21 protein-coding genes are annotated in these 26,253 nt (G+C 61.1%); 5 read left to right on the forward strand and 16 right to left on the reverse strand.

The window, feature by feature from the left end; genetic code table 11:
• Window positions 1-25: 25 nt before the first annotated feature.
• From WFM45_RS21615 to fdnG, 6 genes are all read right to left on the reverse strand, one after another.
• Entirely contained in the window at window positions 26-631 is a 606-nt protein-coding gene (locus WFM45_RS21615; RefSeq protein WP_156866344.1) for a glutathione S-transferase, read from the reverse strand.
• Between the two features lie 35 nt (window positions 632-666).
• Window positions 667-1,317 carry a DcrB-related protein gene (locus WFM45_RS21620; protein ID WP_004934023.1) on the reverse strand — a complete coding sequence of 217 codons (651 nt, stop codon included), beginning with the start codon at window positions 1,315-1,317 and terminating at the stop codon, window positions 667-669.
• Window positions 1,318-1,431: 114 nt separating this feature from the next.
• Window positions 1,432-2,361 (reverse strand): formate dehydrogenase accessory protein FdhE, encoded by a 930-nt coding sequence (fdhE, locus tag WFM45_RS21625; protein ID WP_156866343.1) that lies wholly within the window; start codon window positions 2,359-2,361, stop codon window positions 1,432-1,434.
• Window positions 2,361-2,996, reverse strand: coding sequence for a formate dehydrogenase cytochrome b556 subunit (gene fdoI, locus WFM45_RS21630; RefSeq protein ID WP_004934017.1), 636 nt, complete (start codon window positions 2,994-2,996; stop codon window positions 2,361-2,363). The genes fdhE and fdoI overlap by 1 nt, the downstream gene beginning before the upstream one ends.
• The gene (fdxH, locus tag WFM45_RS21635) at window positions 2,993-3,895 is read right to left on the reverse strand and encodes a formate dehydrogenase subunit beta (protein WP_004934014.1); all 903 of its coding nucleotides are present in this window, start codon (window positions 3,893-3,895) and stop codon (window positions 2,993-2,995) included. The genes fdoI and fdxH overlap by 4 nt, the downstream gene beginning before the upstream one ends.
• A 12-nt stretch (window positions 3,896-3,907) precedes the next feature.
• Window positions 3,908-6,955: a formate dehydrogenase-N subunit alpha gene (gene fdnG, locus WFM45_RS21640; protein ID WP_103086119.1), complete on the reverse strand. Its 3,048-nt coding sequence runs from the start codon at window positions 6,953-6,955 to the stop codon at window positions 3,908-3,910.
• 416 nt (window positions 6,956-7,371) lie between these two features.
• On the opposite strand from fdnG, the gene sodA reads away from it, so the two are divergent.
• Complete coding sequence (gene sodA / locus WFM45_RS21645; protein WP_004934003.1) at window positions 7,372-7,992, forward strand: superoxide dismutase [Mn]; 621 nt, start codon at window positions 7,372-7,374, stop codon at window positions 7,990-7,992.
• A gap of 125 nt (window positions 7,993-8,117) precedes the next feature.
• Window positions 8,118-10,046, forward strand: coding sequence for a methyl-accepting chemotaxis protein (locus WFM45_RS21650; protein ID WP_336957228.1), 1,929 nt, complete (start codon window positions 8,118-8,120; stop codon window positions 10,044-10,046).
• Between the two features lie 32 nt (window positions 10,047-10,078).
• Here the strand turns inward: WFM45_RS21650 and WFM45_RS21655 are convergent, their stop codons facing one another.
• Entirely contained in the window at window positions 10,079-10,693 is a 615-nt protein-coding gene (locus WFM45_RS21655; RefSeq protein WP_031299772.1) for a histidine phosphatase family protein, read from the reverse strand.
• Window positions 10,694-10,824: 131 nt separating this feature from the next.
• Here WFM45_RS21655 and yiiM point away from each other — a divergent pair, with 131 nt between their 5' ends.
• Together yiiM and WFM45_RS21665 are read left to right on the forward strand one after the other, a co-directional pair.
• Complete coding sequence (gene yiiM, locus WFM45_RS21660) at window positions 10,825-11,496, forward strand: 6-hydroxyaminopurine reductase (RefSeq protein WP_336957229.1); 672 nt, start codon at window positions 10,825-10,827, stop codon at window positions 11,494-11,496.
• Window positions 11,497-11,597: 101 nt separating this feature from the next.
• Window positions 11,598-12,377: a class I SAM-dependent methyltransferase gene (locus WFM45_RS21665; protein ID WP_033631408.1), complete on the forward strand. Its 780-nt coding sequence runs from the start codon at window positions 11,598-11,600 to the stop codon at window positions 12,375-12,377.
• 10 nt (window positions 12,378-12,387) lie between these two features.
• Here WFM45_RS21665 and WFM45_RS21670 read toward each other — a convergent pair whose 3' ends face one another.
• Together WFM45_RS21670 and WFM45_RS21675 are read right to left on the reverse strand one after the other, a co-directional pair.
• Window positions 12,388-12,750, reverse strand: a complete 363-nt coding sequence (locus WFM45_RS21670; RefSeq protein ID WP_004933989.1) for a YibL family ribosome-associated protein — start codon at window positions 12,748-12,750, stop codon at window positions 12,388-12,390.
• Between the two features lie 73 nt (window positions 12,751-12,823).
• The gene (locus WFM45_RS21675) at window positions 12,824-14,290 is read right to left on the reverse strand and encodes an aminotransferase-like domain-containing protein (RefSeq protein ID WP_004933986.1); all 1,467 of its coding nucleotides are present in this window, start codon (window positions 14,288-14,290) and stop codon (window positions 12,824-12,826) included.
• 142 nt (window positions 14,291-14,432) lie between these two features.
• On the opposite strand from WFM45_RS21675, the gene WFM45_RS21680 reads away from it, so the two are divergent.
• Entirely contained in the window at window positions 14,433-15,041 is a 609-nt protein-coding gene (locus tag WFM45_RS21680; RefSeq protein WP_033631407.1) for a LysE family translocator, read from the forward strand.
• Here the strand turns inward: WFM45_RS21680 and WFM45_RS21685 are convergent.
• The 7 genes from WFM45_RS21685 to WFM45_RS21715 form a co-directional block, all read right to left on the reverse strand.
• Entirely contained in the window at window positions 15,038-15,589 is a 552-nt protein-coding gene (locus WFM45_RS21685) for an MltR family transcriptional regulator (RefSeq protein WP_016929575.1), read from the reverse strand. The genes WFM45_RS21680 and WFM45_RS21685 overlap by 4 nt on opposite strands.
• A gap of 94 nt (window positions 15,590-15,683) precedes the next feature.
• Window positions 15,684-16,829 carry a mannitol-1-phosphate 5-dehydrogenase gene (locus WFM45_RS21690; RefSeq protein WP_021504154.1) on the reverse strand — a complete coding sequence of 382 codons (1,146 nt, stop codon included), beginning with the start codon at window positions 16,827-16,829 and terminating at the stop codon, window positions 15,684-15,686.
• A 58-nt stretch (window positions 16,830-16,887) separates the two neighbouring features.
• Window positions 16,888-18,801 (reverse strand): PTS mannitol transporter subunit IICBA, encoded by a 1,914-nt coding sequence (locus WFM45_RS21695; RefSeq protein WP_085337606.1) that lies wholly within the window; start codon window positions 18,799-18,801, stop codon window positions 16,888-16,890.
• A 541-nt stretch (window positions 18,802-19,342) separates the two neighbouring features.
• Window positions 19,343-20,062 carry a DUF3053 domain-containing protein gene (locus WFM45_RS21700; RefSeq protein WP_015376162.1) on the reverse strand — a complete coding sequence of 240 codons (720 nt, stop codon included), beginning with the start codon at window positions 20,060-20,062 and terminating at the stop codon, window positions 19,343-19,345.
• 343 nt (window positions 20,063-20,405) lie between these two features.
• Window positions 20,406-22,475, reverse strand: coding sequence for a glycine--tRNA ligase subunit beta (gene glyS / locus WFM45_RS21705; protein WP_336957230.1), 2,070 nt, complete (start codon window positions 22,473-22,475; stop codon window positions 20,406-20,408).
• A gap of 9 nt (window positions 22,476-22,484) precedes the next feature.
• The gene (gene glyQ, locus WFM45_RS21710; RefSeq protein WP_004933966.1) at window positions 22,485-23,402 is read right to left on the reverse strand and encodes a glycine--tRNA ligase subunit alpha; all 918 of its coding nucleotides are present in this window, start codon (window positions 23,400-23,402) and stop codon (window positions 22,485-22,487) included.
• A 766-nt stretch (window positions 23,403-24,168) separates the two neighbouring features.
• Complete coding sequence (locus WFM45_RS21715) at window positions 24,169-26,157, reverse strand: autotransporter domain-containing esterase (RefSeq protein WP_048326768.1); 1,989 nt, start codon at window positions 26,155-26,157, stop codon at window positions 24,169-24,171.
• Between the last annotated feature and the right edge of the window lie 96 nt (window positions 26,158-26,253).

Consider the following 26,253-nt stretch of genomic DNA (forward strand, 5'->3'; position numbering starts at 1 on the left):
CGCCGCGGCGGGGAGAAAGGAAAGCTTAGGGCGGCGCCGTGCGGGCGAAACTTTCGCGGGCGAACAGGCGTTCGGCCAGTTTGACCAGCGCCGGGCGCTCGACGCACCAGTTGGGCAGGATGCGGCGGAAATTGAGGTAGCCCAGCGCGCAGCCGGTGGCGATATCCGCCAGCGTCAGCCGCTCGGCATTGAGCCACGCTTTTTCCCGCGCCAGCGCCTCCAGCGCGTCCAGGCCCTGCGTCAGCTTGTCGCGCTGACGCAGCATCCAGCTTTCGTCCTGTTTTTCCGGCGCGCGCCGGCTTTCGCGGAACAGCGTCGCCGCCGCTTCGGTCACGCCGTCCGCCAGCGCCGCCACCTGACGAACGCGCAGCGCAGCGGCGCGCTCGACCGGCAAAAACGCCGGTTCCACCGCCAGCAGCTCAAGGTATTCGGCCACCACCGGCGAGTCGTAAAACACCTCGCCGTCATCGGCGATCAGCACCGGCACTTTGCCGAGCGGGTTCAACTCCTTCACCCGGCTGCCGGGCTCATACGGCGGATCGTTGACGAATTCGAACGCAATTCCCTTCTCCAGCAGCATCACGGAAATCTTGCGCACAAAGGGGCTGGTGTAACTGCCGATAAGCTTCATCCGATCTCCTCCGCTTCGTCCTGGCTGCGGCGTCCTTACTTCACCGCCAGGGTATCGATAATCCGCTGCACCAGCGCCTGATGCACTTCCGGCGTTTTGGCCGGCGACAGCATTTGCAACGTCACCACCCGCTTGTTGAACACCGTCAACACCAGGGTGGAGACCACCTTTTGCCCGTTGACGGTCTGTTCGGTATCCACCCGGCGAAACTTCTGTTTGCCGACGCTGAAGTTCTCTTCTTTGGTGGTCTGGATATTCTGATAGCGTTCGGCCAGCACCGTGATGGCGCTCTGCGTCAGCTCCTTCAGCATTTTGTCGCTGGTGTTAAGCTTCATGCCGTCCGGCGGGATCACTTCGGACGAGACCGCGCTCTGGCGCGACTTGCCGTCAAGGAAGCGCTGAATGGTGGAGGTGCTGTCGTTGATGATGCCGCTGTTCAGCGTTTGATCGCTAAAGCCCGGCGGCAGCTCGAAGGTGATCTTGCCCTTCTGCAGCGACACGTTCAGCCCCGGCGGCGCGGGCGGGGTTTCTACCGGCGCAGGCGGCGGCGGTGGCGCGGGCTGCGTCACGGTCGGCTTGGTGTCCGGCGGCGGCACCGCCGGTTTGGTGTCGTCTTTGTTGTCGCAGGCCGCCAGTCCAACCGCCAACACGGCGACCGCGGTCAGTTTTGCCAGGGTGTTTAACATCGTGGTTCCTTTCGCTTGGCGCGTTATGGCCTAAACGTAGCAACTCGCCCGGGCGATTACCAGAAGCCCGTTCTGAAATTGCTCATCCGGCCCCGCGCGTACGGGGCCGGGCGGTTACTCCGCCGGGAACAGGAACGGATTGATGCTGCTGCGGCCGAAGCCTTCTTCTTCCATACGGGCATCCAGCACCAGCGAAGCCAGATCGTCGGCCACCGCTTCGACCTGCGGGTCTTTTTCCTGATAGAGGATCTTCAGGTAAGTGCCGCAGTCGCCGCAGCTCTCCGCCTTCACCGCCGCCTGCTCGCTGTCCAGCGACCAGTAGTTGAGATCGCGAGTCTGCTCGCAGTTGCTGCACTTCACCCGCACCACGTGCCATTCGCTTTCGCACAGGTTGCAGTGCAGGTAGCGCAGGCCGTTGACGGTGCCGATGTGCACCATGCTGGAGACCGGGATGCTGCCGCACACCGGGCAGAACTGGCGCTGCTCGCCGTATTCGGCGCGCGCCTTGCCGGGGATCAGGCTGGCCATCTGCGCCCAATAGAGCGACAGCGCGGCCCAGAGAAACGGCGCCTTCTCGCTGCCTACCTTGCCGAACTCGCGGTTGAGTAAGGCGTCGGCCATCAGCTCCAGCTCGTGCGCCGAGGCCTTCTCCAGGTTGTCCAGCACCGCCAGAATATGCTCCGGCGCCTGCGGGCGCAGCTCGGCGATCAGCGATGTCAACAGCTTGCGCCAGTGCTCGCTGCGCGGGAACACGCTCAGATCGAGCGGCGGTTTGCCGCTGGCGGCGCCCTGCACCAACGCTTCGCTAAGATCGAGCGCCAGCGGGTTATCGTGCAGCGCATGCTGCTGCGCCTGCGCCAGCTCGGCGGCAAAGTTCAGGTAGTCGCCCAGCGGGTTGTCGACAGCCAGCTGACGCAGACGTTCGGCGCGGCGGCTGTACAGGCTTTTCAGGTTGGCGAAAAGTAACGGCGGGATGTTCTCCGCCGTTGTGGACTTCTCACGCTGTGCCCCTAACTGCTCTTTAGGAACGATGCGGATACTCATCAGGGTTTATCTTCCTGTCGTTTCTCGCGGACCTCACGGTACCAGCGCGGATGATGTTTCTTGGCCCAGGCCGCCGGCACCCAGCCTTCCACCATCGCGGTAATGGTGCCTTTTACCCACAATGCGGCGTAAATGTGCACCATAATCACGATGATAAGGCCGACCGCGGCCAGCGAATGCACCAGCAGCGCGATGCGGATCAGCGGAATGGAGAACGACGGCGCAAAATACGGCCGCCAGATCACCACGCCGCTGGCCAGCAGCAGCACCAGGCTGATAATCGCCGCCCAGAACACGCACTTCTGGCCGAAATTATAGCGCCCGGTATCACCCACTTCCTCGTTCATGGCGATTTTGTGGATGTTCTTGGCCCAGACGATATCTTCCCGGTTGATCAGGTTGTGCTTCCAGTATCGCAGGAACATCAGCAGGAACGCGGCGAACATGATCACCCCGACAAACGGGTGCAGAATGCGCGCCAGCTGCGGCGTCCCGAAGATGTTCATCAGCCAGTTGAAGGAGGGGAAAAAGAACCCCAGCCCGCTGATGGCGGCGAACACGAAGCAGAACGCCACGATCCAGTGGTTGATGCGCTCCGGCGCGCTGTAACGCTGAATGGGCTTTTCCTTTCTCATTTGCGCGTCTCCTCGTCGTGCGACTCGTCGTGCTCGTCCTCATCTTCGACGCGGTTAGGCCCGACGCCGACATAGTGGAACACGCTGGCCGCGAAGGTGGCGGCAAAGCCGATGGCCGCCAGGGGTTTCCACACGCCCTTCCAGAAGGTCACCGCCGGGCTGATGCTCGGGTTGTCCGGCAAACCGTGGTACAGCTGTGGTTTGTCGGCGTGGTGCAACACGTACATCACGTGCGTGCCGCCCACCCCCGCCGGATCGTACAGACCGGCGTTCTGGTAACCGCGGGTGTTCAGCTCGCTGACGCGATCCGCCGCCACCTGCTTCATCGCTTCCTTGGTGCCGAAGTGAATGGCGCCGGTCGGGCAGGTTTTCACGCAGGCCGGTTCCTGGCCGACGTCCACCCGGTCGACGCACAGGGTGCACTTGTACACCCGGTTGTCGTCCTTGTTCATGCGCGGCACGTCGAACGGGCAGCCGGCGATGCAGTAGCCGCAGCCGATGCAGTGCTCGGACTGGAAGTCGACGATGCCGTTGGCGTACTGAATGATCGCGCCTTCCGACGGGCAGGCCTTCAGGCAACCCGGATCGGCGCAGTGCATGCAGCCGTCCTTGCGGATCAGCCATTCCAGCTTGCCGTTTTCCTCCACTTCGGAGAAGCGCATCACCGTCCACGACTTGGCGGTCAGATCGGCGGGGTTATCGTACACCCCGACGTTGTGCCCCACTTCGTCGCGGATGTCGTTCCATTCGGAACAGGCCACCTGACAGGCCTTGCAGCCGATACAGGTGGTGACATCGATCAGTTTGGCCACTTCTTCCTGGTGGTCACGGGCGCGCGGCGCCGGCGTGAAACCATTGGTGGCGGATTTACGAATGATGTCTTGAGATTGCATGGCCATAATTCGTCTCCGTTACACCTTTTCCACGTTGACCAGGAACGCCTTGAACTCCGGCGTTTGCGTATTGGCGTCGCCGACGAACGGCGTCAGCGTGTTGGCGATAAAGCCTTTCTTCGCCACCCCTTCGTAACCCCAGTGAATAGGGATGCCGATGGTGTCGACTTCCTGGCCGTGCACCTGCAGCGTGCGAATACGCTTGGTCACCACCGCCTTGGCCTTGATGTAGCCACGGTTGGAGCTGACTTTCACGGTGTCGCCCTGCTTGATGCCTTTCTTCTCCGCCAGCTTTTCGCCGATTTCCACGAACTGTTCCGGCTGGGCGATGGCGTTCAGCCGCGCGTGCTTGGTCCAGTAGTGGAAGTGCTCGGTCAGACGATAGGTGGTGCCGACGTAAGGGAACTTGTCGGATTTGCCCATCGCCGCCAGATCGTCCTTGAACACGCGCGCCGCCGGGTTGGACACCACGTTCGGGTGCAGCGGGTTGGTGCCGAGCGGCGTTTCGAACGGCTCATAGTGTTCAGGGAACGGCCCTTCCGCCATCTTGTCGGTGGCGAACAGGCGGCCCATGCCTTCCGGCTGCATGATGAACGGCCCGACGTCGCTGCCCGGCGCGGCGGTGCTGTAGTCCGGGATATCGGCCCCGACCCACTTGGCGCCGTCCCACTCCAGCAGTTGGCGTTTCGGATCCCACGGTTTGCCCTGCGGATCCGCCGAGGCGCGGTTGTACAGAATGCGACGGTTGAGCGGCCATGCCCAGGCCCAGCCCAGCGTGTTGCCGAGGCCGGACGGATCGGCGTTGTCGCGCCGCGCCATCTGGTTGCCGGCCGGCGTCCAGCTGCCGGCGAAGATCCAGCAACCGCTGGCGGTGGTGCCGTCGTCGCGCAATTGCGCGAACGAGCTGAGCAGTTCGCCTTTTTTCACCAGCACTTTGCCGTCGGCATCCAGCAGATCCGCCAGCGCCTTGCCGTTGTTCTCCTGCGCCACCTCTTCCGGCGCCGGGTTGTCCGGCGTCAGGTAGTCCCAGGTCATGTTCAGCACCTGCTCAGGCACCGCGCCGCCGTCGCGCGCATACATCTCGCGCAGGCGGCTGAAGATGCCCGCCAGGATCTCGCCGTCGTTCAGCGCTTCGCCCGGGGCGTCCGCGCCTTTCCAGTGCCACTGCAGCCAGCGGCCGGAGTTGACGATCGAGCCGTTCTCTTCGGCGAAGCAGGTGGACGGCAGGCGGAACACTTCGGTCTGGATCTGCGACGGATCCACTTCGTTGAACTCGCCGTGGTTCTGCCAGAAGTTGGAGGTCTCGGTGTTCAACGGATCGATGGTCACCAGGAACTTCAGCTTGGACAGTGAAGCCACCACCTTGTTTTTGTTCGGGAACGACGCCACCGGGTTAAAGCCCTGGCAGAAGTAGCCGTTGACCTTGCCCTGCGCCATCATCTCGAAGTACTGCAGCACGTCGTAGCCTTTGTCCCACTTCGGCAACCAGTCAAAGCCCCAGCTGTTGTCCTTCTGCGCCTTGTCGCCGTAGAAGGTCTTCATCATGCTGACGAAGAATTTCGGGTAGTTGCCCCAGTAGTTCACCTGGCCCGGCAGCAGCGCCTTCGGCGTGTTGGCCTTCAGGTAGGTCTCGAGATCGGTCTGTTTCTCCGACGGCAGCGTCAGGTAGCCCGGCAGGCTCTGCGACAGCAGGCCGAGATCGGTCAGCCCCTGGATGTTGGAGTGGCCGCGCAGCGCGTTGACGCCGCCGCCCGCCATGCCCATGTTGCCGAGCAGCAGCTGGATCATCGCCATGGTGCGGATGTTCTGCGCGCCGACCGAGTGCTGAGTCCAGCCCAGGGCGTACAGGAACGACGCGGTTTTATCCGCCACGCAGGTTTCGGCGATGTATTCGCACACCTTGAGGAAATCGTCCTTCGGCGTGCCGCAGATGTTGCTCACCACGTCAGGCGTGTAGCGGCTCACGTGCTGCTTCAGCAGGTTCCACACGCAGCGCGGATCCTGCAGCGTGACGTCGCGCTTGGCGAAGCCGTTCTCGTCGAACTGGTAGTTCCAGGTGGTTTTGTCGTACTTGCGGTTTTCCGCATCGTAGCCGCTGAACAAGCCGTCTTCGAAGGCAAAGTCTTCCCGCACCAGCAGGCTGGCGTTGGTGTAGGCCTCGACGTATTCGCGGTTGAACTTGTTGTTGGTCATCAGATACAGCAACACGCCCGACAGGAAAGCGATGTCGGTCCCGGAGCGGATCGGCGTGTAGAAGTCCGCCACCGATGCGGTTCGGGTAAAGCGCGGATCGATCACGATCAGCTTGGCATTGTTGTGTATTTTGGCTTCCATCGCCCAGCGGAACCCCACCGGATGCGCTTCCGCCGCATTACCGCCCATGACGATAATCAAATTCGCGTTCTTGATATCAACCCAGTGGTTGGTCATCGCACCGCGACCAAATGTTGGAGCAAGACTTGCTACCGTTGGTCCGTGTCAGACACGCGCCTGGTTGTCTACGGCAAGCATGCCGAGAGCGCGACTAAATTTTTGCGACAGAAAACCGGTTTCGTTGCTGGCGGCCGAAGCGCACAGCATGCCGGTGGTCAGCCAGCGGTTGACGGTAACGCCCTGGTCGTTGGTTTTGATGAAGTTGGCGTCACGGTCTTCTTTCACCAGCTTGGCGATGCGGGTAAAGGCGTCGTCCCAGCTGATGCGCTGCCATTTGTCCGACCCTGGCGCCCGGTATTCCGGGTACTTGAGGCGGCTTTCGCTGTGGATGAAGTCAACCAGGCCGGCGCCTTTCGGGCAAAGCGCACCGCGGTTTACCGGGTGATCCGGATCCCCTTCGATATGGAAAATGCTTTCTTTGGCGTTTTTGGCGCCATCACCAAGGCTGTACATCAACAGCCCACAGCCGACGGAACAATACGTACAGGTATTACGGGTCTCGCGGGCGCGCAGCAGTTTGTACTGCCGGGTTTCCGCCAACGCCACTTCGGGGGCAAAGCCCAGCGCGGCCACCGTCGTTCCTGCCATACCGCCAGCGCAGATCTTAAAGAACTGCCTTCTGCTGACCTGCATGGGGGTCTCCTTTACTCTCGATTGTCACATTGTTCAAATGCGCCTGCCCGCTAGCGCGGCAAACGCGAATGTCACTGTTGTTATGCTTGCTACGAACGCCGGCCATATTACCACAGCGTGCTTGTGGTTGTTACACACTCGTGCTCATTCAGTGAACGCATTGGCACATTTCGATACATTTCGGCGTTGGCGCTCCCTACAGTATAGAGAGTAACCAACGCGCCGGGGCGGCGGTTCGACGCGGCCCCCCAGCGCCCTCTTCTATCAGCATGTTAACGCAACAATTTGTTCATTAACCACACAGTTCACAGGGCATTGATAATCATTTTCAATATCATTTAATTAACTATAATGATCCGACTGCTTACGCGGTGCTCGCCCTTTGCGCCGCCCATACACCACTGGAGATGATGATTATGAGTTATTCACTGCCATCCCTGCCGTACGCTTACGACGCACTGGAACCGCATTTCGACAAGCAGACGATGGAAATCCATCACACCAAACACCACCAGACCTACGTCAACAACGCCAACACCGTGCTGGAAGCCTACCCTGAGCTGGCCAAATACAGCGTTGAAGAGCTGATCCAGGATCTGGATAAAGTGCCTGCCGACAAACGCACCTTCATGCGCAACAACGCCGGCGGCCACGCCAACCACAGCTTCTTCTGGAAAAACCTGAAAACCGGCACCACGCTGGGCGGCGATCTGAAAGCGGCCATCGAGCGCGATTTCGGCAGCGTTGAGAAATTCCAGGAAGAGTTCGAGAAAGCCGCAGCCACCCGCTTCGGTTCCGGTTGGGCCTGGCTGGTGCTGAAAGACGGCAAGCTGGCCGTAGTGTCTACCGCCAACCAGGACAGCCCGCTGATGGGCGAAGCCGTCGCCGGCGCTTCCGGTTTCCCAATCATCGGTCTGGACGTGTGGGAACACGCTTACTACCTGAAATATCAGAACAAACGCCCTGACTACATCAAGGCGTTCTGGAACGTGGTCAACTGGGATGAAGCCGCCGCGCGCTTCGCCGCGAAGAAGTAATTCGCCCCCGTTGATGAAGATGCCCGCCGCCGGCGGGTATTTTTTTGCCTGAAATCCGCTAAAGTTTGACCACTTCCTGCCGATGGTTTGTTCAATTGACGTTCGCCCGGAGAAGGAAAAACGCTATGGCGGCATTGCAAGCATTGGCAGGAAAGTTCACTCATCTCACCGTAGGTAAAAAGCTCGGCCTCGGCTTCGCGCTGTTGCTGCTGTTGGCGGTCGTCATCGCCGGCACCGGAGCGCAATATCTGCACATCATCGAATCCCGCGCCGATCGCATCGACTTCAGCAACCGGCTGAACGAGGAGATCAACCAGGCCAAATACAACCGCGCCATGTACGGCCAGACCTACCAGCCGGAGTATCTGCAGAACAACCGCGCCAATATTGAAAACGCCGTCAAACTGATAGATCAGGGACAGGCGCTGGACTGGGACGCCCAAAGTCGCAAGGATCTGCAGCGTCTGGTGACGCTGATCGGGGAATATCAGCAGCAGCAAAAGGTCTTTGAGCAGGCGGTCTCGGCGAAAGACGCCGTGCGCCAGAGCTGGAACATGTCGGAAGTGCAAGCCAGCCTGAGCCAGGTGGAGCGCCAGCTGACCAACGGCGATCTGCAGCTGGCCTTCATCCAACTGAACCAGAAGCTGACCCAGGTGCGCTACGGCGCGCGCGGCCTGCTGCTGAGCCTGAACAAGGAAACCGAAGCGCCGCTGATGGCGGCCATCGACGACGCGCGCGACGCGGCCAACGCCCTGAGCCGCCGGGTCAGCGACGCGCAGCGCCCGCAGTTGCAACCGCTGCTGGCCGCCCTGGACGATTACAAAAACCGCATCGCGGCCTACCTACCGGCTTATGAACACGAACAGCAAATCAGCCGGCAGCTCGGCGAACGCGCGCAAGCGATCGGCACGTTGGTAAACGCCTTTATGCAGGACGAGCTGGTGCAGACGCGCAACAACATCAACCTGGCGCAGCTGCAGATGGGCGTCACCACCCTGATCGCCATCATCGCCGGGGTGCTAATCGCCTGGCGCATCACGCTGCAGATCACCCGTCCGCTGCACAGCACGCTGGCGATGGCGGAACGCATCGCCGGCGGCGATCTGCGCCAGGCGCAGACCAGCACCCGCCGCGATGAGTTGGGGCAGTTGCTGAACGCGGTGGCGGCGATGAGCCAAAATCTGCGCACCATGATTGAGAAGATCCAGATGGGGGTCAGCCAGGTCTCCACCGCCTCCGCGGAAATCGCCGCCGGCAACACCGATCTCTCTTCCCGCACCGAGCAGCAGGCGGCGGCGGTCGAGGAAACCGCCGCCAGCATGGAACAGCTGACCGCCACGGTGAAACAGAACGCCGACAACGCCCATCATGCCAATCAGCTGGCCACCGACGCCTCGCAGACCGCGCAACAGGGCGGCAAGCTGGTGGAGAACGTGGTCAGCACCATGCGCGATATTTCCAGCAGTTCGCAGCGTATCGCCGAAATTACTACCCTGATCAACGGCATTGCCTTCCAGACCAACATCCTGGCGCTCAACGCCGCGGTGGAAGCAGCGCGCGCCGGCGAACAGGGACGCGGCTTCTCGGTGGTCGCCAGCGAAGTGCGCAGCCTGGCGAGCCGCAGCGCCCAAGCGGCGAAGGAGATCGAAGGGCTGATCGCCGAATCGGTCAGCCGGGTGAAAACCGGCACCGAACTGGTGGAAAGCACCGGCAATACCATGGAGCAGATCGTCCGCTCGGTCACCCACGTGCGCGACATCATGGCCGAGATCGCCGCCGCCTCCGATGAACAGACGCGCGGCATCGCCCAGATTGGCCAGGCGATCGTCGAAATGGACCATACCACTCAGCAGAACGCCGCGCTGGTGGAAGAGTCCGCCGCCGCCGCCGATTCGCTGGAAGAGCAGGCCGACATGCTGTTGCAGAGCGTTTCGGTGTTCCGTTTGGCGGAGCAGACCGAACCCGCCGCCGTGAAAGCCGCCGCGCCGAAAGCGCCGGCCGTAAAACCCGCGGCCGCCAACGCCGCAGCGGAAGAGAACTGGACCACCTTCTGACGCCCTCAGGCGAGGAATATCCGTTCCTCGCCCTATCTTTGTGGCAACAGGTGGGTCGCGACTCCCCAATTCAACAAGTTAAAACCAGAGGCGGTCGCATCAAGCATTGCGTAGCCGCAATTGCGATGACCGTATCTGCGGAGGTCCTCCTGCGGGTCAGCCCCTTTAAGCCACCAAATCAGTGCCTGCAGAGCATGGCCGTGCGTAACAACACCAAGCGTTTGATTTTGTCCATCGACAGCCAGATCGGACAGACAAGCCATCAGGCGCCAGGCAACCTCATAAGCATTCTCCCCTCCCGGAGCCGACGCCTCTGCCTTACCGGCAAAGAGGCACTGCGTCGCTTCTGGATAATCGCGCATGGCCTGCGCATAAGATAATCCTTCCAGTCGGCCAAAATCTTGCTCCTGCAAACGCTCATCCATTTGCACAGTGCAGCCACATCTCTCAGCCAACGTCTCCGCTGTCGTAAAAGCCCGACCAGCCGGTGAACTGATCAACAAAGTGACCGATAACATTTGCAAGCGAGCGCCAAGCCCAGCGATTTGACGTCGCCCCTCTTCTGTCAGCGGACTGTCACTTCGCCCCTGAATAATCCCCGAGCGGTTCCATTCTGACTCCGCATGCCTCAATACAATGAAACGCATGGTTTTTTCTCGACGATAAAAGCCTAAATATAGACAGGAAAAACACATCCTTCCGTACAGGTAAACGCCGGGTAGTGTACGAGAACAACTCAGGCTATGCTGAGCCCTCGACGCGAGACACGGAGGCGCACATGCATCACCCAGACGTTTACATCGGCAGCATCCAACCCTATGAAGGCGGGCGCCCCAGCGCCATCGCCAAACGCCAGGTGGATGGCGCCATCCGGCTCACGCCGCTCGGCCTGGAAGGCGACGAACAGGCCGAAAAAAGCTACCACGGCGGGCCGGACCGCGCGCTGTGTCACTACCCGCGCGAGCATTATGCCCACTGGCGCGAGCAGTTTCCGGCGCAGGCCGAGCAATTTTGCGCCCCGGCCTTCGGCGAGAATCTCTCCACCGAAGGGCTGACCGAACACAATGTGTTTATGGGCGACATCTTCCGCTGGGGCGAGGCGCTGATCCAGGTCACCCAGCCGCGCTCGCCGTGCTTCAAGCTCAATTATCACTTCGCGATCGAGGACATTTCGGTGCTGATGCAGCAAAGCGGCCGCTGCGGCTGGCTGTATCGGGTGGTGTCGCCGGGCGCGGTCAGCGGCGACCGTCCGCTGGAGCTGGCGGCGCGCAGCAGCGACGTGACGGTCGCCGAAGCTATCGCCATCGCCTGGCATATGCCGTTCGACGCGGAACAGTACCGCCGCCTGCTGGCGGTAGCCGGCCTCTCCGCCAGCTGGAGCAAGACCATGCTCACGCGGCTCGCCGAAGGGCGCCTCGAGGACTTCAATCGCCGCCTGCTCGGCCGTTGAACGCGTGGGCGGAAAAATGAAAAACGTGCGCCGGATGCCGCGTTAACCCTTTTCTTCCGCCTATACTGTAGCCGCACGTTTTTTCAGCCAGGAGCCAGGTTATGACCACCCCGACCCATTCGATTCATCACGCCGCCGCCGAGGGCTATCAGGCCAATGCCGATCGCTATGTGAAAGGCCGGCCGGATTACCCGCCGGAAATCGCCGACTGGCTGCGTGACGTCATCGGCCTGCACGCCGGCATGACGGTCATCGATCTCGGCGCCGGCACCGGCAAATTCACCCCGCGCCTGCTGGAAACCGGCGCGCAAGTGATCGCCGTCGAACCGGTGCCGCAAATGCTGGAAAAACTGTCGGCGGCGCTGCCGCAGGTGAAAACGCTGGCGGGCACCGCCGAGGCGATCCCGCTGCCGGACGAGTCGGTGGATGCCGTGGTGTGCGCCCAGTCCTTCCATTGGTTCGCCACGCCGCAGGCGCTGGCGGAAATCCAGCGCATTCTCAAGCCCGGCGGCAAACTCGGCCTGGTGTGGAACATGCGCGATGCGCGCGTCGGTTGGGTGCGTAAACTGAATCAGATCGTCGATAGCCACGAAGGCGATGCGCCGCGTTTCTATACCGGCGAATGGCGCAAGTTCTTCCCGTTCAAAGGCTTTGAACCGCTGCAGGAGCAGGTCTTTATGCTCGGCCACCGGGGCGCGGTGGAGGACGTGATCTACAACCGGGTGCGCTCAACCAGCTTTATCGCCGCGCTGCCGCCGCAGCAACAGGAGCAGGTTATCGATCGGTTGCGCCAGCTGGTGGCGGAAGAAGAGGAGTTGCGGGGTCAGGACACGGTCACCGTGCCCTATCAGACCAAGGCGTATTTCACCACCAAGGTCTGACGCCCGGGGTTCAGAACGCTTTCTTGGCGTAGCCGGTGACCGCTTTCAGGCCCATCTCGCGGCCCAGCGCGGTCATCGGGTGCACCACGATCAGCCCGCGCGCGCTTTTCTTCAGCGCGCCCATATCGGCCTGTTCTTTCTTGGTGATTTCACGACTGAACGGCAGCTTGCTCAGCTTCTGCGCTTCGGCGCTCAGCTTCTCGCCGCGCACGTTTTTCAGGCGCTCGATCTCCGTCGCCAGTTTCTCTTTCTCTTTGGTGTGCTGCGCGATCAACTCAGGGTTGCCCTGTTGGATCACGGTGGCGTCTTTGTGGTTCAAGGCGTCCAGCAGGTCGCTCAGGCGCTTGATCTCTGCCTTTTCTTTCTCTTTCATGGTCTCTGGCCCGTTGTGCCCAAAATGGCACGCTAATCAATGATACCGGCATTGTAGCAAAAGGCGCGCGCCGTTACCCGTCCTGCGCAATGCCGGGCGGCAAGCCGCTCATCTCGCAGGCTTTGGCGCCCAGCCGGGCCAGCGCCTGGGTGTAGCGCGCGTTGAACGGGTAGCAGCAGGAGAGACGCAGCGCGTTGCGGTAACGCCCGCTGGGCGAATACAGGGTGCCCGGCGTCAAACAGATCTGCTCCTCCAGCAGCTGATGGAACAGCGCCACGCTGTCCACGCCAGGGGGGAACTCGACCCAAAATACGAAGCCGCCCGCCGGCTGCGTGGCCAGCGTGCCGCGCGGGAAATGCCGGGCGATCAGCGCCCGCGCCTCGTCGACCTGCGCCGCATAGCGCTTGCGCAGGTTGCGCAAATGGTGATCGTAGCCGCCGCTCTCCAGGAAGGTCGCCAGCGTTTCCGACAATAGCTGCGACTCGGACATCGACGACACCGCCTTCAGCTTGCGCAACGCCTCGTGGAAGCGGCCGCCGCAGATCCAGCCGACGCGAAAATCCGGCGCCAGCGTTTTGGTAAAGCTGGAGCAAAACAGCACCCAGCCGTCGCGATCGAACGCCTTCACCGCCGGCGACAGCGCGCCGCCGAACTGGATCTCGGCATACAGCCCGTCTTCAATCAATGGCACCTGATGATCGTTCATCAGCCGCGCCAGCCGCTTTTTCGCCGCCAGCGGCATGGTGCAGCCCAGCGGGTTTTGTACCGTCGGCATGGCGATCACCGCATTCAGCCGCTTCTCGTTCAACAGCAGCTCCAGCGCGTCCAACGACAGCCCCAGCTGCGGATCGGTAGGGATTTCCAACGCTTTCAGCCCCAGGCTGGCCAGCAGCGGCAGCAGATAAAAGTAGGTCGGCGACTCCAGCCCGACGCAGTCCCCCGGTTGGGTGGTGACGCGCAGCGCCAGCTGCAGCGCCTCCATGCAGCCATGGGTCAGCACCACGTCGCCCGGCTCCAGCAGCATGCCCAGCGTCATCGAACGGCGGGCGATCTGCTGGCGCAGCCGCAGGCTGCCGGGCGGCAACGGATACTGCCCGATCAGATCCGGCTGGCGGCGCAGCTGAGAGGACAGCATGCGCCCCAACTTGCCGCCGGGATAAAAGTCGCTGGTCTGCGGGCAAGCCAACGCAATATTGGTGAAGGCCGGGTTTTGCTGGGCGGCAAACACGGTGTCGATCAGCGCCAGCACGTCGTCCGCCGGCGGTTCGATGCGCCCGCTGGGCGCCGAGGCCATCTTCAGCGCCGGCAGCGTGCTGCGGACATAAAACCCCGACTGCGGTCGCGCCTCGATCAGTCCGCGATCCTCCAGCGTGCGGTAAGCCGACACCACGGTATTGATGCTGACGCGATGGGTTTGCGCACAGCGCCGCACCGAAGGCAAGCGGTCGCCGGGCCGCAGCGTGCCGCGGCGAATGGCCTCAGCCAGCGTATCCGCCAGCTGCAGGTAACGGGTATCCGGGGTTTCATCGAGCAGGGTCACAGTTTCTCTCCAGGCAATGGGTACAGTTTACATTTTGCACAACTGTAACCATGACAATAGCCAATTTGTGGTTCTGTCACCATCCCATTGCAGCGATTATGCTGATCCTCTCGTTATCACCGTCATTTTCAAGGAACCTGCCATGCTGGACTCCGCCTTTGTCAGCTACGTCACCGTCATGTCGATTACCCCCGGCCCCAACAATCTGCTGCTGGCCTCGTCGGGCGTCAACTTCGGCCTGCGCCGCACCCTGCCGATGCTGTTCGGCATCGGCGCCGGCTGCGCGGTGCAGCTGGCGATCATTATCCCGCTGCTGGCGCTGGCGCTGAGCTGGGCCGGCGTCATTCGCTTCCCGCTGGCGGTGATCGGCTGCGCCTACCTGCTGTGGCTGTCATGGAAATTGTTCAAGGCAGCCTCGCCGGACGCCAAAGAGCAGGCGAGGCCAATGAGTTTCCTCAACGGCGCGCTGTTTCAGGCGGTCAACCCCAAGGCCTGGCTGATGGTGATCAACGTGGCGATCCTGTTCACCCCGCGCGAAGGCGCCACCTTCGTCCATACGTTGAGCGTCATCGCAGGTTTCGTCGTGCTGAATTTACCCTGTGTGCTGCTGTGGGCGGTGCTGGGCGACCGGTTGCGCAACGCGCTCCAGGTCGCCTGGAAGCTGCGGGTGTTCAACGGCGCGATGTCCGGGCTGATGGCCGCCACCGCGCTGTGGTTGCTGTTCGACGAGTGGCGCGCGGCCTTTGCTTAGCCGCGGCCGAGAGGAGAGAGCCGGGAGGGTTGTTTGGCGCCGATGCCGGCGATCAGGTCGGTAATGGACAACACCATGGTGGAGCGCACCATCTGCTGATAGCGCTGGCGCTGCATGGCGATCAGCGCTTCATCCGCCTCGCCCGGCTGCAGGAAAGTCGGCACCGGCGGCAGCGCGGCCACGCAATGCAGCTCGCCGAACGGCCCGAGAATTTCGTCGTCGACGAAGCGGTATTCCGATCCGTCGTGGTTCAGCTCTTCGCGCATCGCCATCAGCAGTTCGGCGTCTTCATATTCGTGGCGGGAAATCACCCCCAGGCCGTACATCAGCTTCAGGCGCACCGACAGCTCCCCCAGCGGGCCGCTGCCGGACAATAGCGGTTCGACGGCATATTTCACCGCATAGTCGTCCTTGCGGAATACCTGCACCACCAGCACGTTGAGCGCTTCCGCCAGCAGCTCTACCGCCGCGATCAGGAAGCTGCGCACCGTTTTGCCCGCGTTCAGCTTTTCCAGAACCTGGTTTTCAAATGCCTGTGCTTCTTCCATCGTCGCTTTTCGAAAGGCGTGGGGAGGGCCGTCGATGCCGAACTCGGGTTCCAGGAGCGCAGCAAGCTGCGCTCGGGTGTTCATCATCACGATTCTACTTGTGCATGGCGTTATACACAGCAACGGCCTCTTCTACAACCTCGCTTTCCGCCGGCAGGCCGGAAATTTGCGCCAGCGCGGCTTTCGGCCCGAGCGTGTTCAGCAATTCCGCCAACTCCAGCGCCTGCGGATCCTGTTCGCTGCGGTAACTCATGGCGGCGGCGATGCCCTGGATCAGGTTGGCATGCGGCAGGCCGTATTCCAGCGTGCCCAGCAGCGGTTTGATCAGGCGATCGCCGGCGCTCAGCTTGCGCAGCGGCTGGCGCCCCACGCGCTCGACGTCATCGTGCAGATACGGGTTTTCGAAGCGGCCGAGAATTTTGTTGATGTAGGCGGCGTGCTTGTCGGCGTCGAAGCCGTAACGCTTGATCAGCACCGCGCCGCTCTCTTCCATCGCCCCTTTCACCACGCGGCGGATCGCCGGGTCGAGAATGGCGTCGCGAATGGTTTGCAGCCCGGCCCGTTGGCCGAGGTAGGCGGTGATCGCGTGGCCGGTGTTGAGGGTGAACAGCTTGCGCTCGACGAAGGCCATCAGGTTATCGGTCAGCTCCATGCCGGCGATCGCCGGAGGCTGGCCTTTAAACTGCGTCTGATCGACGATCCATTCGCTGAAGGTTTCCACCGTCACTTCCAGCGGATCGCTGCTGTCCGCCGGCGGCACGATGCGGTCGACCGCCGAATCGACGAAGCCGACGTGCTGCTCAACCCATGCCTGCTCGTCCTGCGGCAGCGCGGCGAACACGTGCTGCTTCAGCTGGCTGGTGCCGCGTACCATGTTCTCGCAGGCGATGATGTTCAGCGGCTGCACATTGCCCTGCTGATGGCGCAACACCAGCCCTTTGGCGATCGTGCCGGCGATTTTGGCGAGAATTTGCGGGCCCACGGCGGTGGTCACCAGATCCGCCTCGGCGATCAGCGCTACCGCGGCTTCGCTGCCGCTGTTGACGGCGCTAACGTTATTGACGCTCTCTACGCGCTCTTGCTCGCCCACCACGTGCACCTGGTAGCTTTTACGGCTGTTCAGCAGATCCAGCACCGTTTGATTGACGTCGGCGAAGGTCAGCTCAACGCCCGCGTCCGCCAGCAGCTTGCCGATAAAACCGCGGCCGATGTTACCTGCGCCAAAATGTAATGCTTTCATAACTCTACCTTCTTAATGTCGAAGGGTGCAGCACGCTGCACCCTTTAAAATGATTCTGTTATCCGGCTTTTTTGCCGCCGAGCAGGTCCAGCACTTCCTGGACACTGGTGGTATTCGCCAGCCGCTCGATCACGCTCTCGTCATCCAGCGCGTTGGTCAGGCTGGTGATCACCTGGATATGCTCGTTGTTGCGCGCGGCGATGCCGATCACCAGACGGGCCACTTCATCCTCTTCATCGCCGAAGCGCACGCCCTGCGGGTATTGGCAGAACACCACGCCGGTACGCAGCACCCGGTCTTTGGCCTCGATGGTGCCGTGCGGCACGGCGATCGACTCGCCCAGGTAGGTGGACGTGAGCTTTTCTCGCTCCAGCATCGCCGGCACGTATTCCGGCTCAACGTAGCCGCCCTTCACCAGCTGCTCACCGGCGAAGCGGATCGCCTGCTCTTTGTCGCTGGCCTGCAGGTTGAGGAACACGTTGCTCTCGCTTAGCTTGAACAGCCCCGGTTCGCCGGCCTCTGCAGCCGCGTGCGCGCCGCTCTGCGGGGCCGCTGCGGCAGCGGTGTTCACCGCCAGCAAACGCTCGACCAGATCGCCATACAGCTTGCTGTCGAGGAAGTTGGTCAGCGAAATATGCTGGGCCTGCGGCGCATGGCGCATCGCGCGCTCGGTCAGATCGCGGTGCGTGATCACCAGGTCCACATCGTCCGGCAAGCTGTTGATGGCGCTGTTGGTCACCGAGATATTCTTCAGCCCGGCGTCCGCCACTTTCTTGCGCAGCACCCCGGCGCCCATGGCGCTGGAGCCCATGCCCGCATCGCAGGCGACGATGATTTTGCGCACGGTGCTCAGATCGCCATCGACCGCCGCCTGCGCGGCCGCGCCGCCCTTGGACTGCGATTTCATCTCTTGCACGCGGCGGGTCGCGGCTTCCAGATCGTCATCCTCTTTCACCTTGGAGGTTTTCAACAGGAAAGCGGACACCACGAAGGAGACGGCAAAGGCTGCTAACACCGCCGCAATGTTGGCGAAGTAGGCGCCTTTCGGGGTCATTGCCAGCACCGCCAAAATCGACCCCGGGGAAGCCGGAGACACCAGGCCGCCGTTCAGCATCGTCAAAGTGAAGACGCCGGTCATGCCGCCCAGGATCACCGCCAGCAGCAGACGTGGGTTCATCAGCACGTACGGGAAGTAGATTTCGTGAATGCCGCCCAGGAAGTGAATGATCGCCGCACCGCCGGCGGATTGCTTGGCGCTGCCGCGGCCGAAGAACATATAGGCCATCAGCACGCCCATGCCCGGGCCTGGGTTGGCTTCGATCAGGAAGAACACCGATTTGCCGGCTTCCGTCGCCTGCTGGATGCCCAGCGGCGAGAAGATGCCGTGGTTGATGGCGTTGTTCAGGAACAGGATTTTCGCCGGTTCAACGAAGATGGACGCCAATGGCAGCAGGTTGTTCGTCACCATCACGTGCACGCCCGCCGCCAGCAGCTTGGAAAGCACCTCCACCAGCGGCCCGATGCCCAGGAAGGCCAGGATCGCCAACAGCATGCCGATGATGCCGGCGGAGAAGTTGTTCACCAGCATTTCAAAGCCGCTTTTGATCTTGCCGTCCACCCAGCGGTCGAAGTGCTTGATGGCCCAGCCGCCCAGCGGACCGGCGATCATCGCGCCGAGGAACATCGGCATATCGGCGCCGACGATGACGCCCATGGTGGTGATGGCGCCGACCACACCGCCGCGATCGCCGCCCACCAGCCGCCCGCCGGTATAACCGATCAGCAGCGGCAGCAGGTAAGTGATCATCGGGCCGACCAGCTTGGCTAAGGTCTCATTCGGCAGCCAGCCGGTTGGAATGAATAGCGCGGTGATAATCCCCCAGGCGATAAAGGCGCCGATGTTGGGCATCACCATGTTGCTCAGGAAGCGGCCAAAGTTTTGCACTTTAACCTTGATGTCTGGTGAAAACATAAAACACACCCCTATTGTTACGCGCTGACAATAGAGCGCGTGATTATTGTTGTGACGATCCAGCCGTGTTGCCGCTGTATGCGAAACGGACTCTATCACGCTGTTTTTGTCACGCGAACTTCACGAATTTTTTGTGATACAAGTCACACACAGCACCCCAACAACCCCTCACTTATGGTGATAAAGATCACATTTATGGCGTGTAAAAAAAGCACAGTGAGAAAAAAACCGCCCATAAACCGACAATAAAGTGATTCAGGTCACATTTTTAACTTGGTAGTTTGTTTTTAAATTGTGACAAATATCACAATTTATTTTTAGCTGCAGCGCCCGAACGCGACGCTCTGTTTGATCTTCCCTGTGAGCACTCATCCCGCCGGGAACTAGCGAAGTGATGAATGAAAGAAAACTACATTGCCGAATGAATGGATTAATTGAAGTGTAGTACAGAAGCCTGCGTAATAAACCAGCAAGCTATTGGAAACGCTGAGGGGAAATAAAACAGGCCGGCAATGCCGGCCTGTAGATCGTCGTAGGCGCGTTATTGCGTCACGCTTTGAATGGCTTTCTGCGCATTCACCAGGTTCTGCTGTTTGGCCACCAGATTCGACATCATGGTGTTGTACTGCGCCACCTGCTGCGCGGTGCGGAACTGCACGCCGTTGTTGTTGAAGCTGACCTGATTGCCCTGGCTCTGCAGGAAATCGCCAACCTGCACCAGATCCTGCACAAAGCTGGCGGTGGTCGGGATCGCCGGCATCAGGGCGTTGGCCGGCGCGGTGACGATTTTGTCATAGGCCTGGTTATACACCGCCTTCAGATCGTCGGGCTGTTTCAGCGCCGTGCGGGCGGTATCCGCCTGCGACTTGGCGGACTGTATCTGCTGGCCCAGCAGGTTCAACGCCCCGACCGATTGCTGCAGCGCATCGCGTTTGTTCAGATAGTCCTGTGCGGTGCGGATCTGGTTAATCTGATCCAGCGCTGGCGTCAGGCTGGCGCCGACCGACTTGGACAGCTGCTGTGAAAAGCCGACCAAAATCGCGTAATCGCCGGCATAGTTGCCGAACTTCTGCTTCTGGTCTTCGCTCAGCGTGGGGATGTTCGCCCCGCTGCGCATCACGGTATTCTGTAAGTAATCGATAAATGCTTTGCGCTGTTCCGGCTCTTTATCGCCGCAGGCGGTCAATTGCATGACCACCAACAATGCCAATACCGGTGCCAACCAACGCGCGAAACCTCTGCTCTGGATCCCTACCGCCATGTGACATAACTCCTGTTATAAACCTGCTTTTTCATTGGACTCCGCCCCTTTTTCCGCACTCCGTGCGCCTATAAGAATAGATCAACTGGCGGCGTTCCGATACGCGATTCCGTTTGCGGTGAACATTGTCTCGGCCGGAGGCGGTTGAACATCGTGCGCAAAACGCACTGAGGTTCATTGCCGTCGGCGACCGGACGCTTCAATTTCCCCAAGTCGCCCCCCAAGTCGCCCCCCAAGTCGCCCCCCAAGTCGCCCCCCAAGTCGCCAGGCGACCTTGCCTTCGCACCCAGGAAACGGAAATAAAAAAGGCGCCCGCAGGCGCCTTTTCACAGCACAGAGCCGTTTACTGCAGTACGGAGATATCCGCCACCTGCAGGAACAGTTCACGCAGTTTGCTCAGCAGCGTCAGACGATTCACGCGCACTTCCGCATCGTCCGCCATTACCATCACGTTGTCGAAGAACGCATCCACCGGCTCACGCAGCGCAGCCAGTTCCACCAGCGCTTCCTGGTAGTTGCCCGCCGCGAAGTACGGCTGCAGCTTGTCGCGCAGCACCACCAGGTGGGTCGCCAACTGGATCTCCGCCGCGTCCTTCAGCACCGAGGCGCGTACGCTGTCGTTCAGCGTTTCGGTAGATTTGGCCAGGATATTGGAGACGCGTTTGTTGGCCGCAGCCAACGCCGCCGCTTCGTCCAGCGTGCGGAAGTGGGATACCGCCTTGACGCGTGCGTCAAAGTCGGCTGGCTTGGTCGGACGGCGCGCCAGCACCGCCTGAATGGTATCGACCGCGTGGCCTTCTTCCTGATACCAGGCGCGGAAGCGGCCCAGCATGAATTCCACCACCTCATCGACCACTTTGGCGTTGGTCAGCTTGCTGCCGTACAGGCGCACGGCCTCTTCGGTCAGGGTCTGCAGATCCAGCGGCAGGTTTTTCTCGACGATGATGCGCAGCACGCCCAGCGCGGCGCGGCGCAGCGCGAACGGGTCTTTATCGCCTTTCGGATGCTGCCCGATGCCGAAAATGCCGGCCAGGGTGTCCATCTTGTCGGCGATCGCCAGGGAACAGGCCACCAGCGACTGCGGCAGCGCATCGCCGGCGTAGCGCGGCTGATACTGTTCGTTCAGCGCAACGGCGACGTCTTCCGCCTCACCGTCGTGGCGCGCGTAGTGCATGCCCATCACGCCCTGGGTGTCGGTGAATTCGAACACCATGTTGGTCATCAGGTCGCACTTCGACAGCAGGCCCGCGCGGGTGGCGTGGTTGACGTCGGCGCCGATCTGGCCGGCAACCCAGCCCGCCAGCGCCTGAATGCGATCGGTCTTGTCGCGCAGGGTGCCCAGCTGCTGTTGGAACAGCACGGTTTCCAGGCGCGGCAGGTTGTCTTCCAGACGTTTCTTGCGATCGGTGTTGAAGAAGAACTCGGCGTCAGCCAGGCGCGGACGCACCACCTTCTCGTTACCGGAAATGATCTGCTGCGGGTCTTTCGAGTCGATATTGGCCACAAAGATAAAGTTCGGCAGCAGTTTGCCCGCGGCGTCATACACCGGGAAATACTTCTGATCGCCCTTCATGGTGTACACCAGCGCTTCCGCCGGCACCGCCAGGAATTTCTCTTCGAATTTGGCGGTCAGCACCACCGGCCATTCCACCAGCGAGGCCACTTCTTCCAGCAGGCTGTCGCTCAGATCGGCCTTGCCGCCAATCTTCTGCGCCGCCAGTTCGGCGTCGCGTTTGATGAGGGCTTTACGCGCTTCGTAGTCGGCGACCACTTTGCCGCGCTCCAGCAGGATCTGCGGGTATTGGTCGGCGTTATCGAGGGTGAACTCGGCTTCGCCCATGAAGCGGTGGCCACGCACGGTGCGCGCAGATTCGATGCCCAGCACGGTGCCCGGGATCAGATCGGCGCCCAGCAGCATCGTAACGGTGTGCACCGGACGCACGAACTGCACGTCGGAGTCGCCCCAACGCATCAGTTTCGGGATCGGCAGTTTAGCCAGCGCGGTGCTGACCATGCCGGCCAGCAGTTGTTGCGCCGACTGGCCTTTGACGTGGGCGCGGTACATCAACCACTCGCCCTTGTCAGTCACCAGGCGTTCAGCCTGATCGACGGTGATGCCGCAGCCGCGCGCCCAGCCTTCGGCCGCTTTGCTCGGTTTGCCTTCGGCGTCGAACGCCTGGGCGATCGCCGGGCCGCGTTTTTCAATTTCGCGATCGGCCTGCGCCGCGCTCAGGTTGGCCACTTTCAGCGCCAGGCGGCGCGGTGCGGCGAACCAGCTCACTTCACCGTGTTCCAGGCCGGCGTTGTCCAGCTCGGCGGTGAAGTTGGCGGCGAAAGATTCCGCCAGGGAACGAAGAGCCTTCGGCGGCAGCTCTTCCGTGCCGATTTCCACCAGGAAAGTCTGTTGAGTCATGGCTGCCTCTTAGTTCTCGTTCTTCTTGTTGCACATCGGGAAGCCCAGCGCTTCGCGGGAAGCGTAGTAGGCTTCGGCAACGGCTTTGGTCAGCGTGCGGATGCGCAGAATGTAGCGTTGGCGCTCGGTCACCGAAATCGCCTTGCGCGCGTCCAGCAGGTTGAAGGTATGACCCGCCTTCAGGATGCGTTCGTAGGCCGGCAGCGGCAGCGGTTTTTCCAGCGCCAGCAGCGATTGAGCTTCTTTCTCGTACTGCTCGAAGCAGGAGAACAGGAAGTCGACGTCGGCGTATTCGAAGTTGTAGGTGGACTGCTCCACTTCATTCTGATGGAACACGTCGCCGTAGGTGGTGACGCCCAGCGGGCCGTTGCTCCACACCAGATCGTACACGCTGTCCACGCCCTGGATGTACATCGCCAGACGCTCCAGACCGTAGGTGATCTCGCCGGTCACCGGCTTGCACTCCAGGCCGCCGACCTGCTGGAAGTAAGTGAACTGCGTCACTTCCATGCCGTTCAGCCACACTTCCCAACCCAGGCCCCAGGCGCCGAGCGTCGGGTTTTCCCAGTTGTCTTCCACGAAGCGAATGTCGTGGATGGTCGGATCCAGACCCAGCTCTTTCAACGAGCCCAGGTAGAGTTCCTGAATGTTGTCCGGCGATGGCTTAATCACCACCTGGAACTGGTAGTAGTGCTGCAGACGGTTCGGGTTTTCACCGTAGCGGCCGTCGGTCGGGCGGCGAGATGGCTGCACATAGGCGGCGGCCATCGGCTCCGGCCCCAGTGCGCGCAGGCACGTCATCGGGTGTGAGGTTCCCGCGCCGACTTCCATGTCCAATGGTTGAACGATGGTGCAGCCCTGGCGCGCCCAATAATCCTGCAGTGTCAGGATCAGGCCCTGGAAGGTCTTGGTATCAAACTTTTGCATGTTGAATTCGCACGCGATACAAGTGGATTTAGATGGAATGAGCCAGTATACCCGTTGACCGTAAGATATACAGCCAGAATCCGGCAACAAGTGCGAATCGGGGCGAGAAACGCTGGATTTTCGCGCGCGGCGCGCGCAGGACAGGGCACCGGTTAGCCGGCTAATTTCACCGGCGACGAACGGGGCGAAAATACGGCCCGCCAAAAACATTAGAATAACTTAACAAAAAACGAGACTAATCGTTGCTTAAATCGTCACTTATTCGCCCGCAGCTCCTGTTCTCACCAACCCTATTTACGCAGATTGAAGTGCACACATGCTTATATTTGCCACAGGGAAAAGTTACGCCAATGTTATTTTTGTTAATTTTATCAACTAAAAAACTCGCCTCACCGGCAGATAATGTGACTAACCGCCAAATTATTTCTTATATCGTGAAAAATAAGGAGAGATCACGCGATGGGCCGCTGCAGCGACTCGAGGAGAAACAAGCGGATATGTAATACGCCAACAATGAGCCACATAAACCCATTGACAGTTAATCTTTGGTTATACAATAATAATTAAAATTTTCCCTGGTGTTGGCCAAGTGGCTACCTGATCCTTTCATAGGATCAGTTTTTTTTTGTATTTCCGTCAGCATCATGACGGCCCGCATAATTAATTCCCGCCCGCTTCCTCTTAATTAGTTTCCCTTATAAGAACGTATCGCTTACGCAATGCCATTTAGCGCGCCTTTGGCAAACGCGCTCTGCAGGCACCCCATTCAAAAACGCGCGCTGACGCCGACGTTATACATAAACTGCTCGCCGCTGCTCAGCCCGCCGGTTTGCGAGACGGTGGCGAAGGCCGATACCCTGTCCGTCAACGGCATGTTGGCCCCGAGCGTGACATCCACCCAGTTTTTGTCCTGGCCCGCACTGTCGCGAGTAAATGAGGTTTGCGTCGATTTCAGGCCGCCGCCGGCGCGGTAGACGTCGTCGCCGAACTGGTGCTGATAACTCACTTCCGCATAAGGGTTAAACACGCCGAATTGCGTATCCAGCCGCCAACCCAACGCACCGATCTGCGAGTGGTAGGTTTGATCGTTGAAGCGCATGGCGGTGCTGTCATCGCCGTCTTCGCTGTAACCGGAAACGCGGCTGTAATCCCAGGCGAACTGCGCCACCGGCCCGGTGGTCAGGTAAGAAGCGATCGGGAAGTCATAGCCGGCGGTCACGCGCGCCCCCCACTGCCTGCCGGTGGTCGAACCGGTTTCGGTGCGCGTCAGCGGCCCCAGCCGCATGCTGCGGCGGATGTCGTCATAATCCATCGTCGCATAGTGCAGATCGGCGTTGACCCAGCCGTGCTCGAATATCGCCAGTGAACTGAAAGCCGAGAACAGCAGCCCGCGCGCCTTGTAATCAAAGCGGCTGGAAGGATGCTGATCGTCGTTGGAACCGGCGATCAACGCGCCGATCAACCAGCTGTCGGTCAGCTGATAGTCCACGCCGACGGTCAGGTTGTGGGTGGTGGCGTTGCCGTCCCCCGCGGCCCGGTTATCGGCATAGTCGTAGTGCTGGCCAGCGTAACCGCCGAACACGCCCAGCGACCCCTGCGGATTGTCGCCGTTGCGCAGCTGCTGGAAACGGCTGTCGAGCGTGGCGCGGCTGTCGCGCGCCATCGCCGCCGTCGCCTGATTCAGCGCCACCACCTGCGCCGGGCCATCCAATACCGCCTGGATATAATCCGCAATCAGCAGGTGCGCCTGTGGGCTGGGGTGGAAATGGTCGGAGAACAGATAGGACTGGCCGGCGTCGAAGCCGGGCATGTCGGAACGGCAAATCGCCGAAGAAACGCCTGGCGGGCAAGCCATGCCGGCGGTGTTGGCGAAGCCGAACTGCGCCGGATTGGCGATCGCTTCGGCGAACAGCTTGTTGACGTCCACCCGCACGATATTGCCGCTCCCCTGCGCCAGCAAACGGTCTTCGCTTTGGTTATAGAAATCGGTCAGCTGAGCGGCCTGCGCGCTCAGGCCGTCATACGCCGCGATAAGCTGCGCGGCGATCGCCTGCTGCACCTGAGGAATGGCGCTGCCCTGCTTCGCCGCAGCGGCCAACGCTGCGTGGATCGCCTGCGTGCGTGAAGCGTTGTCCGGCGTCGCCACCGAATTAAGCGTGGCATAGGCCGCCTGGATCGCCGCCCCCTGCACCGGTGACAGCGCCTGTTGAATGATCAATTCCATCAGCTGCGGCGTGGAGCCGATGTTCGGCACCGTCGGCACGATCACCGTGCCGGCGCCGGCGTTCAGCAACGAATGCACCTGCGCGGCCGCCGCGGCGGCGCTGTTATAGGCCACGCCGGGCGCAGTAGCGGCATTCAGCGCCGCCGCCGCCAGATCGTTGCCGCCGATCCAATGAATATACAAACCGTCGCCGTCGGCCTGGCCATTGACCCGGCTCAGGTAACGCTGCACCTGCTCCTGGGTGTTGTCGGCCGGGTTCAGGCCCGGCACCGCCACGGCGCCGCCGGCGGCGTAGTTCTCACCGCCGTTGTCCGAAGCCACCAGCGCCGCCCCGATGCGCTGCGCCAACGCCTCGTCGTACAGCAGGTGCTGGCTGCCGTCATAGGTGAACCGGCCGTTGTTGCCGGTATCGCTCAGGCTGTCGCCAAAGACGTAGAGTTGATCGTACGCCTGAGCCGGAAGGGTCACACTGCAAAGTAACGCCACTGCAAGCGCCGCCGGGCGGGGCATGCACGTTATTTTTAGAGGCATGAATCGACTCCTGAGAGCCTGCAAATGAAGGCCATGTCGTTTTTATCGTTGGTCAGTTTTCCACCGGCCATGTAGTAACTATTGTCGGCTTTTTCG

This window comes from Serratia sp. KG1D, assembly GCF_037150675.1.
GTDB classification, from domain to species: Bacteria; Pseudomonadota; Gammaproteobacteria; order Enterobacterales; family Enterobacteriaceae; genus Serratia; species Serratia nematodiphila.

Excerpts from the sequence above, each read along its gene's own strand:
- sodA (WP_004934003.1), top strand. The coding sequence starts at position 7,372 with ATGAGTTATTCACTGCCATCCCTGCCGTACGCTTACGACGCACTGGAA.
- fdhE (WP_156866343.1), bottom strand. The coding sequence starts at position 2,361 with ATGAGTATCCGCATCGTTCCTAAAGAGCAGTTAGGGGCACAGCGTGAG.
- WFM45_RS21690 (WP_021504154.1), bottom strand. The coding sequence starts at position 16,829 with ATGAAAGCATTACATTTTGGCGCAGGTAACATCGGCCGCGGTTTTATC.
- WFM45_RS21700 (WP_015376162.1), bottom strand. The coding sequence starts at position 20,062 with ATGGCGGTAGGGATCCAGAGCAGAGGTTTCGCGCGTTGGTTGGCACCG.
- WFM45_RS21620 (WP_004934023.1), bottom strand. The coding sequence starts at position 1,317 with ATGTTAAACACCCTGGCAAAACTGACCGCGGTCGCCGTGTTGGCGGTT.
- glyQ (WP_004933966.1), bottom strand. The coding sequence starts at position 23,402 with ATGCAAAAGTTTGATACCAAGACCTTCCAGGGCCTGATCCTGACACTG.
- WFM45_RS21695 (WP_085337606.1), bottom strand. The coding sequence starts at position 18,801 with ATGTTTTCACCAGACATCAAGGTTAAAGTGCAAAACTTTGGCCGCTTC.
- fdxH (WP_004934014.1), bottom strand. The coding sequence starts at position 3,895 with ATGGCCATGCAATCTCAAGACATCATTCGTAAATCCGCCACCAATGGT.
- glyS (WP_336957230.1), bottom strand. The coding sequence starts at position 22,475 with ATGACTCAACAGACTTTCCTGGTGGAAATCGGCACGGAAGAGCTGCCG.
- fdoI (WP_004934017.1), bottom strand. The coding sequence starts at position 2,996 with ATGAGAAAGGAAAAGCCCATTCAGCGTTACAGCGCGCCGGAGCGCATC.
- WFM45_RS21670 (WP_004933989.1), bottom strand. The coding sequence starts at position 12,750 with ATGAAAGAGAAAGAAAAGGCAGAGATCAAGCGCCTGAGCGACCTGCTG.
- WFM45_RS21665 (WP_033631408.1), top strand. The coding sequence starts at position 11,598 with ATGACCACCCCGACCCATTCGATTCATCACGCCGCCGCCGAGGGCTAT.
- WFM45_RS21680 (WP_033631407.1), top strand. The coding sequence starts at position 14,433 with ATGCTGGACTCCGCCTTTGTCAGCTACGTCACCGTCATGTCGATTACC.
- WFM45_RS21685 (WP_016929575.1), bottom strand. The coding sequence starts at position 15,589 with ATGGAAGAAGCACAGGCATTTGAAAACCAGGTTCTGGAAAAGCTGAAC.
- WFM45_RS21655 (WP_031299772.1), bottom strand. The coding sequence starts at position 10,693 with ATGCGTTTCATTGTATTGAGGCATGCGGAGTCAGAATGGAACCGCTCG.
- WFM45_RS21715 (WP_048326768.1), bottom strand. The coding sequence starts at position 26,157 with ATGCCTCTAAAAATAACGTGCATGCCCCGCCCGGCGGCGCTTGCAGTG.
- WFM45_RS21615 (WP_156866344.1), bottom strand. The coding sequence starts at position 631 with ATGAAGCTTATCGGCAGTTACACCAGCCCCTTTGTGCGCAAGATTTCC.
- yiiM (WP_336957229.1), top strand. The coding sequence starts at position 10,825 with ATGCATCACCCAGACGTTTACATCGGCAGCATCCAACCCTATGAAGGC.
- WFM45_RS21650 (WP_336957228.1), top strand. The coding sequence starts at position 8,118 with ATGGCGGCATTGCAAGCATTGGCAGGAAAGTTCACTCATCTCACCGTA.